Origin of the sequence: Bradyrhizobium sp. CB3481 (assembly GCF_029714305.1) — a bacterium.
Lineage (GTDB): Bacteria > Pseudomonadota > Alphaproteobacteria > Rhizobiales > Xanthobacteraceae > Bradyrhizobium.
The window spans coordinates 7745321-7761850 of sequence record NZ_CP121647.1 but is presented as its reverse complement, the minus strand read 5'-3'; the positions used below and the strand labels follow the sequence as shown (position 1 = coordinate 7761850).

Genomic DNA, 16530 nt, shown 5'->3' with positions numbered 1-16530 from the left:
ATGTTGCGTTTTTCTGGAACTGTAACGGCTAAACTCCAGGCCGATGCCCCGGTCGCGGCCGGATAGGCCGGCTGGTCCGCGGCAAGCCGCAAAAATTTATTCAGCGGCCCTGTCGATCCGGCGCCCTCCCGTTCGTCGTCTCCCATAGCGAGACAGTTTTGCGGCGATTGCCGCCGCGGCTCGCCTCAACGGGAGTTTTTTCGATGCGCTTCATGTCTATCGTTACCTCACCCCAGCCGGATAAAGCCCCGACGCCCGCCCTGATGGAAGCGATGGGCAAGCTCGCCGAGCGCGAGATCAAGGCCGGCCGCATGCTCGACATGGGCGGGCTGCTGCCGATTGCCATGGGCGGCGCGCAGGTCAGGATCACCAATGGCAAGATCAGCGTGACTGACGGGCCGTTTGTGGAAAGCAAGGAGCTGATCGGCGGCTACGCGATCTTCGAATTCCGCGGCATGGATGAGGCGGTGGCGGCCGCGCGGGAATTCATGCAGCTGCACCTCGAGCATATGCCGGGATGGGAGGGCACCTGCGAGGTTCGCGTGATGGCGACACCGGGGGTCGATGGCGCCTGCGAGGCCGCCATCCGCGCCCACGCCTGATGCCGACATTGGCCGGACGCAGTCGGCGGCGATGACGGCCGCCGACATCCATCGCACCATCCTGGCGGTCTGGCGCATCGAGCAGCCGCGCCTGCTCACCAGCCTGTCGAGGATGTTGCGCGATGTGCCGCTGGCCGAAGACTTGGCGCAGGAGGCGCTGGTCGCGGCGCTCGAACATTGGCCTGATACCGGCGTGCCCGAAAAGCCCGGCGCGTGGCTGATGGCAACCGCCAAGCGCCGCGCGCTGGATGATTTGCGCCGGCGCAGCATGCTCGCCCGCAAGCACGAGATGCTGATACGCGATCTCGAGCAGGAACAGCAGACGATGCCTGACCCGGACACGGCGCTTGACGACGATATCGGCGACGAGCTGCTGCGGCTGATCTTCACCGCCTGCCATCCGCGATTGCCGCGTGAGGCCCGCGCGGCGCTGGCGCTGCGGATGATCTGCGGCCTGACCACGGAAGAGATCGCCCGCGCCTTCCTGCAGCCGGAGGCGACCATTGCCCAGCGTATTGTGCGCGCCAAGCGGACGCTGTCGGAATCCGGGCTCGCCTATGAGACGCCGCGCGGCGCGGAGCTCTCGGAGCGGCTGGCCTCGGTGCTGGAGGTCGTCTACCTCATCTTCAACGAGGGCTATACGGCCGCCCACGGCGACGAATGGCTGCGGCCGCAGCTCTGCAACGATGCGCTGCGCATGGGCCGTGTGCTGACACTGGTCGCGCCGCAGGAGGCCGAAGCCCACGGCCTGCTGGCGCTGATGGAGCTAAATGCCTCCCGAACCGCGGCGCGCACCGACGCTTCAGGCGATCCGATCCTGTTGATGGACCAGAACCGCGCCCGCTGGGATCAACTTCAGATCCGCCGCGGGCTGACGGCGCTGGCGCGCGCGCATGAACTCGACGGCGGACGCGGCTTCTATGCGCTGCAGGCGGCGATTGTCGCCTGTCACGCCAGAGCCGCCACGCCTGATGAGACGGAGTGGCCGCGCATCGCCGCGCTCTACGCCGAACTGGCGGCCCTGGTACGTTCGCCCATCATCGAGCTCAACCGCGCGGTCGCCATCGGCATGGCCGAGGGGCCAGCCGCCGCGCTTGCGATCGTGGATGGGCTGGCTGGCGAGCCGGCGCTGAAGAATTATCATTTGCTGGAGAGCGTCCGCGGCGATTTGCTCTGCCGGCTCGGCCGCCATGCTGAAGCCCGCGCGGCATTTGAAATCGCCGCGGCGCTTGCGGGTAACAGGCGCGAGCAAGAACTGCTGAAACGGCGCGCCGCCGCGCTACGCGGCAGTGCGCCGGATCGCCTTTTAGATTAGATGAAGCGAGATCAGATGAAGCGGAACTGCGAGCGCTCGCGCTTGGCGAGTTTCGGAATGGCTTGGCCAAGGATGATATTCTTGAAGTGATCGGTTTGCTGGTGCTCGGCAAACGCCGCCTCGCCCTTGAACACTTCGTAGAAAAAGAACTCCCTCGGCTTGGCGAGGTTCTGGTGAATCTGGAACTCCTTCACGCCCGGTTCGCGCTGCGCCTGCGGAAGGAAATCCTTCAGAAGTGCCGCGACCGCGCCTTCCTCTCCGGAATTGACTTCCCAGAAGGCGGTGACGATCAGGTTCTGGTTTGTAGCGTCGGTGGTTGCCATGATGCTCTCTCCTGTGGAGGCCGCTGCCAGTTGGTTTCTCCGGCCTGTGGCTTGCGGTCATCATGCGCGCTTGCACGACGGGATGTTTCGATAGGTATCGAACTGTCGTGGTCGTGATGTTGGAACCCGCCTGGCGACCGACGCGTTAGGCATCCTGCCGCCGGTTTTGGAAATGGAGCAGGTCCATGGCGAAAAAGACCGTGCTTGCGATCGGCATCGAACCCTCCCTCGTCGATTTCAGCGCTTTCCCGGGGCTCACGGACGAATTGGTGACGAGCACCCTTCAGGCTCAGATCGAGCGGCTTCGCGCCATGGGTTATGACGCCGACAGCTGCCTGATCGATCTCGGCGACACCGCTGAAGCCGTCGCATCGCTGGCGTTGGGCGCCAAGCATTATGATTGCGTGGTAATCGGCGCCGGCCTGCGCGAGCCGCGCGAGCGGCTTGAGCTGTTCGAGCGGATCATCAATCTGGTTCACCTCGCCGCGCCGCAAACCCGCATCTGCTTCAACACCACGCCGGCCGATACCGCCGAGGCGGTGCAGCGGTGGGTCACGCCGTGAGCTTGCACGCGGTTACGTTGGACGAAAGGAACCGAGCAGGCTGTCGATGATCTTTTGACCGCGGGCGCGAAGCTTCTTCGGATTCTCGGCTCCCGGCAGCAGCAGCGCCATCTCGCAGATCATCGCATCGACCATCCGGCTCAATAGTTCGATGTCCTCGAAATCGAGCTCACCCTGGCGGTTCAGCGCCGCCAGCGTTGCCGTGAGCAGGGCCATCGGGTGAGCTTCCTCGATCTCGCGGTAGCGCGCATTGCCGAGCACCGCCGGTGCTTCCTGGATCACGATGCGCGCATACGCCGGCTCCAGGCAGACATCGAGATAAGCCTCGATGCCCTCGGTCAGGCGATCCCATATCTTGCGCTGAGTTTTCGCGCGCGCCTCGATTTTACCGGCAGCCTCGATCTGCAATGCCACGACCACGGCGTCGAACAGCGCCGTCTTGTCCTCGAAGTGATGATAGAAGGCGCCCCGCGTCACCCGCGCCGCGCGCGAGATCGCCTCTATTCCCGCCGCCTGATAGCCCTCATCCGCAAAAGCCTCACGGCCGGCGGCCAATAGCGCCTGCCGCGTGGCCTCCGTGTACTCCTCGCGGCGGGTTCGTTCGCGTCCAGTTTCCTGCATGCTTCCGACATACCACTTGACGTACTAGATACCACCAGCATATAACATACATACTGTATGTGAAAGACACGCGGTACGAACAGGCTTCAGGCGCGAGGGAGCGGCTCATGAATAGCGATCGGATGTTCGAGCTTGCCAAGACGCTTGCTGTTGCGAAGAGCCGGCAGGACGTGCCGGCGGCGCTGAAGGTTCTCCATCCCGACATGCTGCTGGAAAATCCGGCATTCGGTACCCGTGCCCGCGGTCTTGCCGAGAACGAGAAAGTGCTCGGCCGCTTCTTTGCGGCGTTCCCGGACTACAACGTCGTCCTCGATGGCCATGCCGCCAACGACGAGACCCTGGTTTGCTGGGGACATGCACAGATGACCATGACGGGCGACCGCTTTGGCGTCGTTCCTAACGGTGCGCGGGCCGAGCTGCCGGTCTTCATTCAGTTCGCCTTCAGGGACGACCTGATCGTCCATGAACGCTTCTTTTTCGATCTATCGGAGCTGTGCGCCCAGTCGGGCGTCTCGACCGATGCGGTCAGGAGCCGGATTTTCGGCGCCACCACCGCCCGGCCGGTCGCCGCCGAATGATGTCTCCCAGCAAGGCAAGAGTTTAAAGATGAACATGGACCCGCGCGTCAAATCCGTTGCAGCCATCAGCACGGCACCTCTCTTCGACATCGTCGTCGATCTCAATCCACGGCTGAACATCGGCGATGGCCCGTTCGGCCGCCGCATCCTGTTCGGCGCCGCCGGCGGCCGCTTCGAAGGTCCGAGCCTGCGCGGCGAGGTGGTGCCGGGCGGCGGCGACTGGGCGCTGTTTCGCGCTGATGGCGCGATGTCGCTCGACGTACGCCTGACCTTGCGCACCCATGACGATGCGCTGATACAGATGACCTATGGCGGCCGCTGGATCACGCCACCCGAATTGCGCGCCGAGATGGCTGACCCGGCTAAACGATATCGGGTCGATCCGTCGCGCTACTACTTCCGCACCAACCCGCTGTTCGAAACCGGGGCCAAACAATATGCCTGGATGAACGACATCGTCTGTGTCGGATCGGGCTATCTGGTGGAGGGCGGCATCGCCTACGCCGTTTCGCAGGTGGTCTGACGGTTGCGCTTGCTACCGCGTCTGACGGACGGCCGTCCAGATGGCGGCAGCAGCGGTAAGCGCGAGGACGCCATAGGGCGCCCAGGCCTGCGGCTCTCCCATGGTCTGCAGGGTCATGCCGCTCAGGAGGCACCAGAGAACGGGGATCGGCAGCAGCCATGGCACAAGCTTGCTCTGGGCGAGCAGCAGAACGCCGAGCGTCGCCATCACAGTCGGATCGGGCGCGATGCCGAACACCTCCGACGACGCCCAGCCGCGTCCCCCTAGCGGCGCCAGCAATGGCTGCCCGGCAAAGGCAAAGCCGAGAATGAAGTATCCGATCCAATCGGAAGGCCCGCGCCGGTCGAAGGCGAGGGCATCGCGCAGGGATGCGACAAGGAGCAGCGCGCCCTCGACGAAAAACGCCGGCGCGACATAGGTCGCAGCCCAGTTGATGGTCGAATAGCGGTTCCACAGGAAGGACCAGCCGACGAAGATCCAGGCGATGGCGAGGATGAGGGCGATCCAGCGCGTCCCGATTTGCGGCCGCCGCGCGATGAGCAGGATGATCGCGAGGCCGGCGGTGAGCGTCACGAGGTGCAGTGGCCATAGCGCCGCATTGTGCGCTTCGAACAGGCGCCAATAGACGCGCGGCGAAAACAGCAGGAAATCCTCGGGACGATAGGTCCACCATTCCGACATCAAAGCGCCTTCACATGCGCGGAGATGCGTTGCCGCATGGCAGCGTCAGGCAGCGGGCCGGTGGCGGCCGCAAGGTTTTCGCGGACGTGGTCGACGCGGGTGGTCGCGGGAATGGTGACGGTGACGGCCGGATGGGCGAGAATGAATTTCAGCATGAGCTGCGCCCAGCTCGAGGCGCCTGTTTCAGCCGCCCATTCGGGCAGCTGCTCGCGCTTCAGCCGCTCGATCAGCGCGCCCTGTCGGAACGGCCGGTTGATGATGACCGCAATGCCGCGCTCCGCGGCCAGCGGCAACAGCCGCGCCTCCGCCTCGCGGTCGACGACATTGTAGGAAAACTGCACGAAATCGATCGGCTCGCTGCGCATGATCTGTTCAAGCAGGTCATGTCGGCGGCCTTCGGACGTGGTGATGCCGACGTATCGCACCGTGCCGGCGGCCTTCATCTGAAACAGCGTCTGCAGGTGCGGCTTCCAGGTGAGGAGATTATGAACCTGAAGCAGATCGAACTTCGGTACACCCCAGAAGCGACGCGATTGCTCGATCTGGGCCGGGCCTGCCGATGCCGAGGAGGTCCAGACCTTGTCGGCTGCGAACAACGCCGGCGGCCGCCCGAGTTTTTGCAGCCCATAGCCGACCACCGGCTGCGACGAGCCATACATCGGCGAGGAGTCGATCACGCGGCCGCCGGCCTCGAAGAAAGCGGCGATGACGGCGGCACATTCGTCCTTGAGCGCTGCGTCTTCGCCGACATTGAAGGTGATCCAGGTCCCGAGGCCAATGACCGGAATCTCCTCGCGGGTTGAGGGGATGGCGCGGCGGACGGGTTGACCTTGCTGCGCACGCAACGTGCCCGGCAAGGACGCAGCCACGGCCAGGGAGGCTTGCAGGAAGGTCCGGCGGGTCGTCCGCATTCGGGGCTCCATCATCGCGGCAGGGCCGCGCCGCCCGAGCTAAACACCGCTAGATCAGCTTCAGTCCTCTCAAACTTGCGTGACCGTTCTTGCCGATAATGGATATGGCCGCGGACGGAGATGCCTTAGTGGGGCGGCGATATCTATGATGGCTGTCGGCGTGCGATGCCAGGGATCGTATGTCGCGCGACAAGAGGCTTCGCATAAACAACCTCTCCGATGCGACTGTGCCCTACGAGGACCGCCCCATTTGAGGCGGCTCTTTGTGCCATTGAACCCGGCCAATAATAAAGCGCGATGGCCGTTCGATCGTGCCATCGCGCTAGGGTCACCGAATCAATCGAACAGCATCCTGGTTCGCAACTCGTTGCGGACCAATCTGTCGGTTTCAGCAAGCGACATCGCGCTCCTCAGTTCCTCGATCCGGTCGAGAAATTTGTCGACCAGATGCTTCGGGCTCATCAAAAGAGCCGCGCCCCGTATCCGCCATGCCAGTTGAGCTATCATGGATCCCCTCTCATTCGAGAATGAGCTACCCCTCTCATCCGCTGAACTACTCTCTCACGCATTCACCAAAGCGCGAAGCGCAGAGTTAATAAATGGTAAATGCAGGCGGCGTGTGCACAATGAGCGGAGCGCATTTCGCCCGACAAGATCAAATCAGCTTCATCCCCTTCAGGCTCGCATGGCCGTTCTTGCCGAGATGATTAGTGGCGCGCCGCTGTTACGGCAGATAGCGCTGCCTCGGCGGCCGTCCTGACATCGTCATCCGGATCCTCAAGCAGCGCATTCAGGGCCCCGACGGCACCGCACGCCCGCGGCCCAACAGCCTTGAGACCGAGGGCTGCCTGCTGTCTCAAGTCGGCGCGGTCCGTCCTTTCGAGAAGTTTCACCAGCATAGGCACGGCCCTTTCATCCCCCGTGATCTTCGCCAGGGCGATTGCTGACCACGCCGCCAGCCCGGGTCGCGATGAGTGCAATTGTGCGAGTAGCAATTCAGCTGCCGCGACGGCGGCCGGCCCGATCCGTCCCAACGCGTCCGCCGCCCATTCTGCGCGCGGATCGCCTTGCTGCACAAGAGTGTCCGAGAGTGCCGGTACCGCCGCGACACCAATGCGGACAAGTGCCGTTGCTGCCGCCGACACGACGATGCCGCTGTCGTGTCCGAGCGCTGCCGTTAGCGCCGAAAGGGTTGCAGGATCGCCAGAGCCCATGGAGCCCAGTGCGTCGGCGGCGGCCCACTGCAAGTCCCAATCATCGGACTCCAGCGCCGCACGAACTTGACCGATGAGTGGAGTCGCAGCAGGGCCAATCTGACTGATCGCGTCGCACACTGTTTCGCCGGAATCGGGGAACAGCCTTGCCAGGTGGGGCCGCGACGCGTCAATGCGGCCGTCTACACGCCACAGTGCCACAGCGGCAGCGATGACGGTGAAGTCGTCTTCGCCGTTCAGCGCGTCGATGAGGGACGGCACGGCCGCATGCGCCCTCGGGCCCAACATGCCAATCACCTTGCAGGCGGTAGCCGCCGAGCGTTTTCGCGCGCCCCGGACGACCTGACAGATCGGCGCAAGGTGGGACGTGAGATCGACGTCGTCCGCGAGCTCTTTCAGTTGACAGATCGCAATCTCCTCAACCCGCGCGGATCGATCCGATAACCGAGGCACGATCAGGTCGACGTGAGTCGCCGGATCGAGATCGAGGGATTCGATGGCGTAGCAGGCGCTCCAGCGGACGTCGTCATCCTCGTCTGTGAGCGCGTCGAAGATTTCCTGCTGACGTGCGCGCAATGGCGCGAGGTCTATGGCCGCTTTTGCAACGCTGCCAAGGCCATGCAAGGCAGCGCGCCGATCCTCTGTCATTCCCGTGCGTGCCATGTCGAACAGGACAGCAATTGTGCGTTGACGGCCGTCTCCGATCAGACCAAGGGCCCAGGCTGCGCGAGAGCGCACCGCCTGAGCGGAGTCTTCGAGCAGCGGCAGGATACTGTCTGTGGCGAGAACTGCCTCTTTGCCGATCGTCCCGAACGACGAGCATGCGCGCTGGCGCACGAGGTGATTATTGTGCCTGAGCTGCTCGATCAACGGTTCGATGCTGTCTGGCGCACAATGGCTGAGGCCATAGCTCGCGCTCTCGCCGACCTCCTTGTCTTCATCGTCCAGGAGCTCAAGCCAGACGGGAATCGCTGCGCGCGCGCGAACCCGGACTTTCCGGCAGAGATCGGACAGGTCGCGGATGGCTGTTTGCCGGCGCGGCCTGTCGGCGTGTCTGATTTCGGAGGCAACACGGAGTATGATCTCCGCTATCTTCTGGTCAGACAGGAAAGGGTCGTTAATCAACATGTGCTCCTAGATCAGCCGCAGCCCCTTCAGGCTCGCGTGCCCATTCTTGCCGACGATGATGTGATCGTGCACGGAAATGCCGAGTGGGGTGGCGATCTGGATGATCGCCTTCGTCATATGGATGTCGGCCTGCGAGGGTGTCGGATCGCCGGAAGGGTGGTTGTGCACCAGGATCAGCGCGGTCGCCGACAGTTCGAGCGCGCGCTTGATCACCTCGCGCGGATAGACCGGGGTGTGGTCGACGGTGCCGGTCTGCTGGATCTCGTCGGCGATTAGCTGGTTGCGCTTGTCGAGGAACAGCAGGCGGAATTGCTCCTTGTCGGCGAATGCCATGCCGGTCCGGCAATAATCGATCACGTCATTCCAGGACGACAGCGCGACCTTGCGCTTGATCTCGCCCTTGGCGACGCGGTGCGCGGCGGCCGCCAGCAGCTTGATTTGGTTGATCGAGGCTTCGCCGATGCCGTCGACTTCGCGCAGGCGCGCAACGGGGGCGTGGATCACTTCGGCGAACGAGCCGAATTTATTCAGCAGCGCCTTGGCCAGCGGCTTGGTGTCGCGGCGGGGCAAGGCCGGGAATAGCGCCATCTCCAGCAGCTCGTAATCGCTCAGCGCCTCCGGCCCGGCCGCGTGGAAGCGCTCGCGCAGGCGCTCGCGGTGGCCGTGATAATGCGGCGTCTCGGCGGGTTGATCCGGGGGATTGCTGGTCTTGGCTGGCATCGGCCGTAACCATGCCGAGCCGGCGGGCTTTTGCAACTCTAAAGTGCTGGCCGGCTTACGTGATAACCAGCGGCTTCTCGCCGTGGCGCTGCGACAGCGTGAAGATCTCGACACCATCAGCGGTCACGCCGACCGAGTGCTCGAACTGCGCTGACAGCGAGCGGTCGCGCGTCACCGCGGTCCAGCCATCGGACAGGATTTTCACATGCGGCTTGCCGAGGTTGATCATCGGCTCGATGGTGAAGAACATGCCGGGCTTGAGCATCACGCCTTCGCCGGGCCGGCCGATATGGATGATGTTCGGCTCGTCGTGGAACATGCGGCCGAGGCCATGGCCGCAGAAATCGCGCACCACGCTCATGCCCTGCGGCTCGACGAAGCTCTGGATGGCGTGACCGATGTCGCCGGTGGTGGCGCCGGGCTTCACGGCGGCGATGCCGCGCATCATCGCTTCATAGGTGACCTCGATCAGCCGCTCCGCCTTGCGCGGGATCGAACCGATCACATACATGCGGCTGGAATCGCCATACCAGCCGTCGACGATGAAGGTGACGTCGATGTTGACGATGTCGCCGTCCTTCAGCGCACGGTCGCCCGGCATGCCGTGGCAAACCACGTGATTGATCGAGGTGCAGGTCGAGTAGCGGTAACCGCGATACATCAGCGTCGCCGGATAGGCGCCATGGCTGAAGGCGAAGTCGCGGACGAATTCGTCGACCCGCGAGGTCGGCACGCCCGCTTTGACGATGTCGGTGAGCTCATCCAGGCATTTGGCGACCAGGGCGCCGGCCTTGCGCATGCCGGCAAATCCGCTCGGGCCGTGCAGCTTGATCTGGCCGGTCTTCCGCAACGAGGTTTCGGTCGCTTCAATATAGCTCATGGGCGGTCATGCTTCGGTGAAAATGGCAAGGGGCTGATTTGAAGGCCTAATTTAATGATCGGGACGGTCAGTGCAAGCTGACGTTGGGCCGCAGGCCCGCATAAATGGCCTGCATCTAGCCGGAAACTTCCACCACGGGCTCGACCGGCAGCGCGCCGCCGCGGATACGGATTTCGCGGACCGGATAGGGAACACGGATGCCCTCGCGCTTGAAGGCGTCCCATAGCGCCAGCATCACGTCACTTTTCACATTGTCCATGCCATCGGGGTCGGCGATCCAGAAGGTCAGCGAGAATTTCATGCCGGCCTCGGCGAACTCGGTGATGATGCAGTTCGGCGGCTTGTTCTTGATGGCGCGCGGGGCGGCCGCCGCGACCTCGATCGCCAGCTTGCAGACGAGGCGGGGTTCGGCGTCGTAATTGGTGCTGAACAGCACCTTCACCAGCGTGTTCTTGTCGGTATAGGTCCAGTTCACGACCTTCTGTGTCACCAGATCCTCGTTCGGGATCAGGAACTCGCGCCCGTCGCCGGCGGCCACCGAGATATAGCGCGTCTTCATGGCGCTGATCCGGCCCGAATTGTCGCCGATGGTGACGAGGTCGCCCGGTTTCACGGATTTGTCCGCCAGCAGGATGATGCCCGAAATGAAGTTGGCGACGATCTTCTGCAGGCCGAGACCGATGCCGACGCCGGCCGCGCCGGTAAAGACTGCCAGCGCCGAAAGGTTGATGCCGACGGCGCCGAGCGCGATGGCGATCGCCACCACCATCAGGCCGATGCGGATGATCTTGACCAGCAGCACCTGGACCGACGGCGTCAGGTCGCTGGCGCGGGTGATCCTGCTTTCGATGAAGTTGGCGGCGATGTTGGTCAGCCACAACGCCGCGATCAACAGCGCGCCGGCCTTGATCAGCAGCAGCGGCGTCAGCCGCAGGCCGCCGATCTCGATCGCAAACGAATCAAGCGTTTCCGCCGCGGGGTCGAGCTGGCCGAGGATGCTCAGCGCCGCGACGAACCAGGCCGTGATCGAGACCAGCTTGACGATGAAGGCGTTGCGGATCACCGACGTGATCAGCCGGATCACCAGCCAGGCCAGCGCCAGCTTGGCGGCGACCATCAGGAGGTAGCTGCGGCTTGGCCACGTCAGGTGGTACATCGTGACGCGCTCGGCGATCACCAGGATGGCGAACACCGCGGTCGACGCGCTGCCGACCAAGACGCGGACGAAATGCCGGAGCGGCAGCGGCCAGCGCATCGCCAGCGAGGTCATGTCGACCCGCTTACGGATCGCCGTCTCCGCCGCATAGGCAATGCCGGCCGCGGTCAGCATCAGCCCGAACTGCAGATAGAACCATGGTGAGGTGATCTCGGCGCCGACCGACCGCGCCGTCGATTGCAGAAACTCAATGATTTCTTTCGGGGCCATGTCCATCGGCAAATCTCGTCAGGGAGCGCAAGGCAATTTGATTCGCACGCACGGCAGATTTCCACAAACCGGGCAGGCGGACCATCGGTACCTGGACCGGCGAAGCCGGTTCAGTCCTTAAAACAGGGCTCATTGCCGCTATCGCAGAAATGGGTTGGCGTTCAACTATGGCAACGATAAGGATGCAATTGCAGGTATTTGCGGGCGAATTATCGGAGGTTCATGGCTTCTCTCGACTCGGTCAGCATCGCCATCTTTCTGGGCGCCGTTCTGGTGATGGCGGGCATCCTGTCGAGCCTGCTGGCGCTGCGGTTCGGGGCGCCGCTGCTGCTGGTGTTCCTCGGAATTGGCATGCTGGCCGGCGATGCCGGGCCGGGCAAGCTCAGCTTCGATGACGTCCGCACCACCTATCTGGTCGGATCGGTGGCGCTGGCGCTGATCCTGTTCGACGGCGGCCTGCGGACCAAGTTTCAAAGCATTCGCACGGTGCTGGCGCCGTCGATGGTGCTGGCGACGATCGGCGTCCTGCTCACTGCGCTGGTCACAGCGCCGGCCGCGAGATACGTCCTCGATCTGAACTGGACCGAGTCCCTGCTGGTCGGCGCCGTGGTGGCGTCGACGGATGCGGCGGCGGTGTTCCTGCTGGTGCATACGCAGGGCCTGCGCCTGCGGCCCCGCGTCGGGGCAACGCTGGAAGCGGAATCCGGCACCAACGATCCGTTCGCGATCTTCCTCACCCTGATGCTGGTCCAATTCATTTCGCTCGGCGAGAGCTCGCCCTCGCATGTCGTGTTCGAGCTGGCCCGTGAAGGCCTGCTGGGCGCCTTCGTCGGCGTGATCGGCGGACGCCTGGTGGTGCTGGCGCTGAACCGCATGGCGCTACCACAGGGCCTGCATGCGCCGTTCGTCACGACGGCGGCCGTGGTGATATTCGGCATGGCGCAGATCGCCCATGCCTCCGGCTTTCTCGCGGTCTATCTCGCCGGCATCATCATCGGCAACCGGCCGACCCGCGCGCACAATTCCGTGGTCACCTTCCTCGACGCCGCGACCTGGCTGGCGCAGATCGTGATGTTCGTCCTGCTCGGGCTATTGTCATCGCCGCAGCGCATCCTGGACAGCGTGGGGCCTGCGGTGATCGTGGCGTTGGTGCTGATGCTGGTGGCGCGGCCGCTGGCGGTGTTGCTGTGTCTGGTGCCGTTCCGCTTCAACTGGCGCGAAAAGATCTTTATCGCCTGGACCGGCCTGCGCGGTGCGGTCGCGATCTTCCTGGCCTCGATCCCGATGCTGATCGGATTGCCGAAAGCCTATCTCTATTTCGACGTCGCCTTTGTCGTCGTCATCATCTCGCTGCTGCTGCAGGGCTGGACGCTGGCGCCGGCGGCGCGGTGGCTGCACGTGGCGCTGCCGCGCGTCGACCGCGGTCCGCGGCGCGTCGAGCTCGATCTGCCGGGCCAGCTCGAGCAGCAACTGGTCGGCTATCCGGTGCGGCCGAAGAGCCTCTACTTCCGCCGCGGCCTGCTGCCGTCCTGGTCGAAGCCGACGCTGGTGATCCGCGACGAGCGGATCTTGTCGCCTGCGGAGGCCGATCCCGTCGCGGCCGGCGATTACCTCTACCTGCTGGCGCCGCCGGAAAAGGCCGAGGCGCTCGACCGCTTCTTCGTCGACATGGCGCCGAGCTCGGCGCCCGATCCACATCTGCTCGGCGATTTCATGGTGTCGGGCGAGCACACGCTTGGCGAACTGGCCGAGATCTATGGTGTATCCGTCGCGGAAGAGCAGGCAAAACTGACGCTGGCGGACTATTTCGACATTCACCTCGACCATGCACCAAAGGAGGGCGCCGAGCTGGCGCTCGATCCGATCGTATTGGTCGCGCGCAACATCGGCGGCGGACGCGTCAACGTCGTCGGCCTCCGATTGCCGGAAGAAGAGGAGGTGGTCGTGCCGCTGACACGCATGCAGCGGGCAAGGCGCAAGCTGGCAGAGATCTGGGCGTCGGTGGCAGGTGTCTGATCGCCCGGAAGCCGCGGTGCTTCAATTTGGCGTATAGAGGCTCCGCCGCTTCCTCGTCATTGCGAGCGAAGCGAAGCGCGCGGCATAACGGATGGATGGATTGCTTCGTCGCGAAGCCTGTCATCGGGCGCGCGTTCGCGCGACCCGTTGGCTCCTCGCAATGACGGGGTTAGCCCAAAATTACTCCTCCAGGGTAAATCCGACCCGCAAGGTGACCTGGTAGTGTCGCACGGAGCCGTTTTCGATATGGCCTCTGGTCTGCACGACCTCGAACCATTTCATTTCGCGGATGGTTTTTGAGGCGCGGGTGATGGCGTTCTGGATCGCATCTTCGATGCTTTTTTCGGACGAGCCGACGAGATCCAGGATTTTGTAGACGTGATCCTTCATTCCGGTATCGGCCATGGCTATCCTCCGTTGCGGCGATTGCTGCTCGGTGGTGAACGAGTTGGCGACCGCTCCAGTTCCAAGATTTTGGTTTCAAGACTTTCTGCCAGCCTGTGCATCTGGCGGCCGCAATGCGCCGCCGCGCGACTGGCATGCAACACGCGGGCCTTCCTGCGCATTTTCCGCTGTTGAGGAATGGCTAAACTATCATTAGCTTAGCTGCCGGCCAGCCGCTGGCCTCACGGTGGAAACGCAAGGAGAGACAGAACAATGTCCGCCCCCTCTGACGAACAGCTCGGCTTTGCGCCCGACTACGATTCTCCCGTGCCCTACATGCAGCGGACCCGCGATTATTACGCGGCGATCGGTTACACCACGCCCTACCGCTGGGCGCACTACGTCGACGCGCCGTTTCAGCCGCTGAAAAAACCGCTCGCGCAATCGCGCGTCACCATCGTCACCACAGCCGCGCCATATGATCCTACCAAGGGCGATCAGGGGCCGGGTGCGGCGTATAATGGCAGCGCAAAATTCTACCAAGTCTATGACGGCGATACGTCGAAGCAGCACGACTTGCGGATCTCGCATATCGGCTACGACCGCAAGCACACGACAGCCACCGACAGCGGCACCTGGTTTCCGCTGCCGCAGCTTCTGAAAGCCAAGGCCTCAGGGCGGATCGGCGAAGTGGCGCCGCGCTTCTTCGGCGCGCCGACCAATCGCAGCCACCGCGTCACCATCGAGACCGATGCGCCTGACATTCTCGTCCGCTGCCTTGCCGACAAGGTCGATGCTGCCGTGATCGTGCCGAATTGCCCGGTCTGCCACCAGACGTCGGCCTTGGTCGCGCGTCATCTGGAAGCCAACGGTATTCCGACCGTTGTCATGGGCTGCGCCAAGGACATCGTCGAATTCGCCGCCGCGCCGCGCTTTTTGTTTTCGGACTTCCCGCTCGGCAACTCCGCCGGCAAGCCGCATGACGTGGAGTCACAGGCGTTGACGCTGGAGCTGGCGCTGCGCCTCCTCGAATCCGCGCCCGGTGCGCGCACCACGATGCAGTCGCCGCTGCGCTGGAGCGAGGATGCCTCCTGGAAGCTCGACTACAACAACATCGCGCAGATGAGTCCGGAAGAGCTGGCACGCCGCCGCGCCGAGTTCGACAAGCAGAAAGAGATCGCTCGCGGCAACCGCGCGGCGTGATCGCTTCACCTTCCCCTGGAGGGGGAGGGTCGGCTCACATAGAGCGCAGCGAAATGCGAAACGGGGTGGGGTGATCTCTCCACTCGGGCACTGTTGGACGTGGAGAGACCGTCACCACCCCCGCCACGCATCTGGCGATGCGTGGCGACCCTCCCCCTCCAAGGGAGGGTGAAAAAGAATCAGGAGGATGCCGCTTTGACCCGACCGTTCGAAGGCGTGAAGATTCTCGACTTCACGCAGGTGCTGGCCGGCCCCTATGCGAGCTACCAGCTTGCGCTGCTCGGGGCCGATGTCATCAAGGTGGAGCGGCGCGAGGGCGAGGACATGCGCCGCACGCCGCTGAGCCGCGAATGGGCCGAACGGGGCCTGGCGCCCGGCTGGCAGGCGATCAACGGTAACAAGCGCAGCCTGACGCTCGACCTCTCCAAGCCGGAGGCGATCACCATCGTCAAGCAGCTCGCTGAGCAGGCCGACGTGGTGATGGAGAATTTCCGCCCCGGCGTGATGGACAAGCTCGGCATCGGCTATGCCGCGCTGTCGGCAATCAATCCGCGGCTGATCTATTGCGCGATTTCCGGCTTCGGCCAGACCGGACCGGGCCGATCGGGCGCCGGCTATGACGGCAAGATCCAGGCCCTGTCAGGCATCATGTCGATCACCGGCCATCCCGAGACCGGGCCGACCCGCGCCGGGTTTGCGGTCTGCGACGTGCTGTCGGGCGCAACTGCCGCGTTTGGCGTGTCGAGCGCGCTGTTTCAGCGCACCCATACCGGCAAGGGCCAGCTGGTTGACGTCTCCATGCTGGAGGCGACGCTGGCGTTCCTGTCCGGGCAGGTGGCGGACTATTCGGTCGCCGGCCATCGTCAGCAGCTTTCCGGCAATCAGGCGGTCAGCCGCCGGCCCACCGCCAATCTGTTCAAGGCCGGCGACGGCTACCTGCTGCTCGCCGTCAACAGCGAGAAGCAATACCAGGCGCTGATGACGGCGCTCGGCCGCGCCGATGCGCTGGAGGACCCGCGCTTCGCCGACTGGTTCGCCCGGCAGGAGAACGAGAAGGCGCTGCGGGCCATCATCGAGGAGGCGCTGGCGAAGAAGGACCCGCGCGAGTGGGAGACGATCCTGGAGGCCGCGGGTGCGCCCTGCGCCAGCATCTGGAAGGTCGAGGAGGTGATCGATCACCCGCAGATCGTCGCGCGCGGCGCCATCCAGGAGCTCGATACGCCCTATGGCCGCTTACGCTTTGCCGGCAGCGGCTTTCAGCTCGCCCATGGCGGCGGACGGCTCGACCGAATGGCGCCCGCGCTCAGCGCCCATACCGAGGAGGTGCTGGCCTCGCTGGGCTACGATACGCAAGCCATCGCGGAACTGCGGGCCCGCGAGGTCGTCTAAGGGATGATGAAATTAGATTTTGATTGCGACCAAGAAGAAGGTGCGCTCCCTCT

At 64.0% G+C, this 16530-nt stretch carries 18 protein-coding genes; 8 read left to right on the top strand and 10 right to left on the bottom strand.

Annotated features, from left to right (window positions below; translation table 11 throughout):
* Window positions 1-212 precede the first annotated feature (212 nt).
* Both QA643_RS37350 and QA643_RS37345 read left to right on the top strand, forming a co-directional pair.
* The gene (locus QA643_RS37350) at window positions 213-602 is read left to right on the top strand and encodes a YciI family protein (protein ID WP_283030749.1); all 390 of its coding nucleotides are present in this window, start codon (window positions 213-215) and stop codon (window positions 600-602) included.
* Between the two features lie 31 nt (window positions 603-633).
* The gene (locus QA643_RS37345; protein ID WP_283035055.1) at window positions 634-1917 is read left to right on the top strand and encodes a sigma-70 family RNA polymerase sigma factor; all 1284 of its coding nucleotides are present in this window, start codon (window positions 634-636) and stop codon (window positions 1915-1917) included.
* Between the two features lie 11 nt (window positions 1918-1928).
* Here QA643_RS37345 and QA643_RS37340 read toward each other — a convergent pair whose 3' ends face one another.
* Window positions 1929-2240 (bottom strand): antibiotic biosynthesis monooxygenase family protein, encoded by a 312-nt coding sequence (locus QA643_RS37340; RefSeq protein ID WP_283030747.1) that lies wholly within the window; start codon window positions 2238-2240, stop codon window positions 1929-1931.
* Between the two features lie 185 nt (window positions 2241-2425).
* On the opposite strand from QA643_RS37340, the gene QA643_RS37335 reads away from it, so the two are divergent.
* Complete coding sequence (locus tag QA643_RS37335; protein ID WP_283030745.1) at window positions 2426-2803, top strand: hypothetical protein; 378 nt, start codon at window positions 2426-2428, stop codon at window positions 2801-2803.
* Between the two features lie 12 nt (window positions 2804-2815).
* On the opposite strand, the gene QA643_RS37330 is transcribed toward QA643_RS37335, so the two are convergent.
* A complete protein-coding gene (locus QA643_RS37330; protein ID WP_283030743.1) occupies window positions 2816-3424 on the bottom strand; it encodes a TetR/AcrR family transcriptional regulator in 609 nt (202 codons plus the stop codon).
* A 107-nt stretch (window positions 3425-3531) separates the two neighbouring features.
* Here QA643_RS37330 and QA643_RS37325 point away from each other — a divergent pair, with 107 nt between their 5' ends.
* Both QA643_RS37325 and QA643_RS37320 read left to right on the top strand, forming a co-directional pair.
* Window positions 3532-4002, top strand: coding sequence for an ester cyclase (locus QA643_RS37325; RefSeq protein WP_283030741.1), 471 nt, complete (start codon window positions 3532-3534; stop codon window positions 4000-4002).
* 28 nt (window positions 4003-4030) lie between these two features.
* A complete protein-coding gene (locus QA643_RS37320) occupies window positions 4031-4525 on the top strand; it encodes a DUF3237 domain-containing protein (RefSeq protein WP_283030739.1) in 495 nt (164 codons plus the stop codon).
* 12 nt (window positions 4526-4537) lie between these two features.
* Here the strand turns inward: QA643_RS37320 and QA643_RS37315 are convergent, their stop codons facing one another.
* The 7 genes from QA643_RS37315 to QA643_RS37285 form a co-directional block, all read right to left on the bottom strand.
* Window positions 4538-5206 (bottom strand): DUF6064 family protein, encoded by a 669-nt coding sequence (locus QA643_RS37315; protein ID WP_283030738.1) that lies wholly within the window; start codon window positions 5204-5206, stop codon window positions 4538-4540.
* Complete coding sequence (locus QA643_RS37310) at window positions 5206-6117, bottom strand: aldo/keto reductase (protein WP_283030735.1); 912 nt, start codon at window positions 6115-6117, stop codon at window positions 5206-5208. The genes QA643_RS37315 and QA643_RS37310 overlap by 1 nt, the downstream gene beginning before the upstream one ends.
* 336 nt (window positions 6118-6453) lie before the next feature.
* The gene (locus QA643_RS37305) at window positions 6454-6579 is read right to left on the bottom strand and encodes a hypothetical protein (RefSeq protein ID WP_283030733.1); all 126 of its coding nucleotides are present in this window, start codon (window positions 6577-6579) and stop codon (window positions 6454-6456) included.
* A gap of 245 nt (window positions 6580-6824) precedes the next feature.
* Window positions 6825-8459, bottom strand: coding sequence for a HEAT repeat domain-containing protein (locus QA643_RS37300; RefSeq protein WP_283030732.1), 1635 nt, complete (start codon window positions 8457-8459; stop codon window positions 6825-6827).
* 6 nt (window positions 8460-8465) lie between these two features.
* Window positions 8466-9179, bottom strand: coding sequence for a DNA repair protein RadC (radC, locus tag QA643_RS37295; protein WP_283030730.1), 714 nt, complete (start codon window positions 9177-9179; stop codon window positions 8466-8468).
* 55 nt (window positions 9180-9234) lie between these two features.
* On the bottom strand, window positions 9235-10059 hold the full coding sequence (gene map / locus QA643_RS37290) for a type I methionyl aminopeptidase (protein WP_283030728.1): 825 nt from the start codon (window positions 10057-10059) through the stop codon (window positions 9235-9237).
* 115 nt (window positions 10060-10174) lie between these two features.
* Window positions 10175-11491: a mechanosensitive ion channel domain-containing protein gene (locus tag QA643_RS37285; protein ID WP_283030726.1), complete on the bottom strand. Its 1317-nt coding sequence runs from the start codon at window positions 11489-11491 to the stop codon at window positions 10175-10177.
* A 216-nt stretch (window positions 11492-11707) separates the two neighbouring features.
* Here QA643_RS37285 and QA643_RS37280 point away from each other — a divergent pair, with 216 nt between their 5' ends.
* On the top strand, window positions 11708-13501 hold the full coding sequence (locus QA643_RS37280) for a potassium/proton antiporter (protein ID WP_283030724.1): 1794 nt from the start codon (window positions 11708-11710) through the stop codon (window positions 13499-13501).
* A 180-nt stretch (window positions 13502-13681) separates the two neighbouring features.
* On the opposite strand, the gene QA643_RS37275 is transcribed toward QA643_RS37280, so the two are convergent.
* Window positions 13682-13891: a dodecin gene (locus tag QA643_RS37275; RefSeq protein ID WP_156435839.1), complete on the bottom strand. Its 210-nt coding sequence runs from the start codon at window positions 13889-13891 to the stop codon at window positions 13682-13684.
* 267 nt (window positions 13892-14158) lie between these two features.
* Here QA643_RS37275 and QA643_RS37270 point away from each other — a divergent pair, with 267 nt between their 5' ends.
* Both QA643_RS37270 and QA643_RS37265 read left to right on the top strand, forming a co-directional pair.
* Window positions 14159-15088 (top strand): glycine/sarcosine/betaine reductase selenoprotein B family protein, encoded by a 930-nt coding sequence (locus tag QA643_RS37270; protein WP_283030722.1) that lies wholly within the window; start codon window positions 14159-14161, stop codon window positions 15086-15088.
* A 195-nt stretch (window positions 15089-15283) separates the two neighbouring features.
* On the top strand, window positions 15284-16477 hold the full coding sequence (locus QA643_RS37265) for a CoA transferase (RefSeq protein ID WP_283030720.1): 1194 nt from the start codon (window positions 15284-15286) through the stop codon (window positions 16475-16477).
* The last annotated feature ends 53 nt before the right edge of the window (window positions 16478-16530 follow it).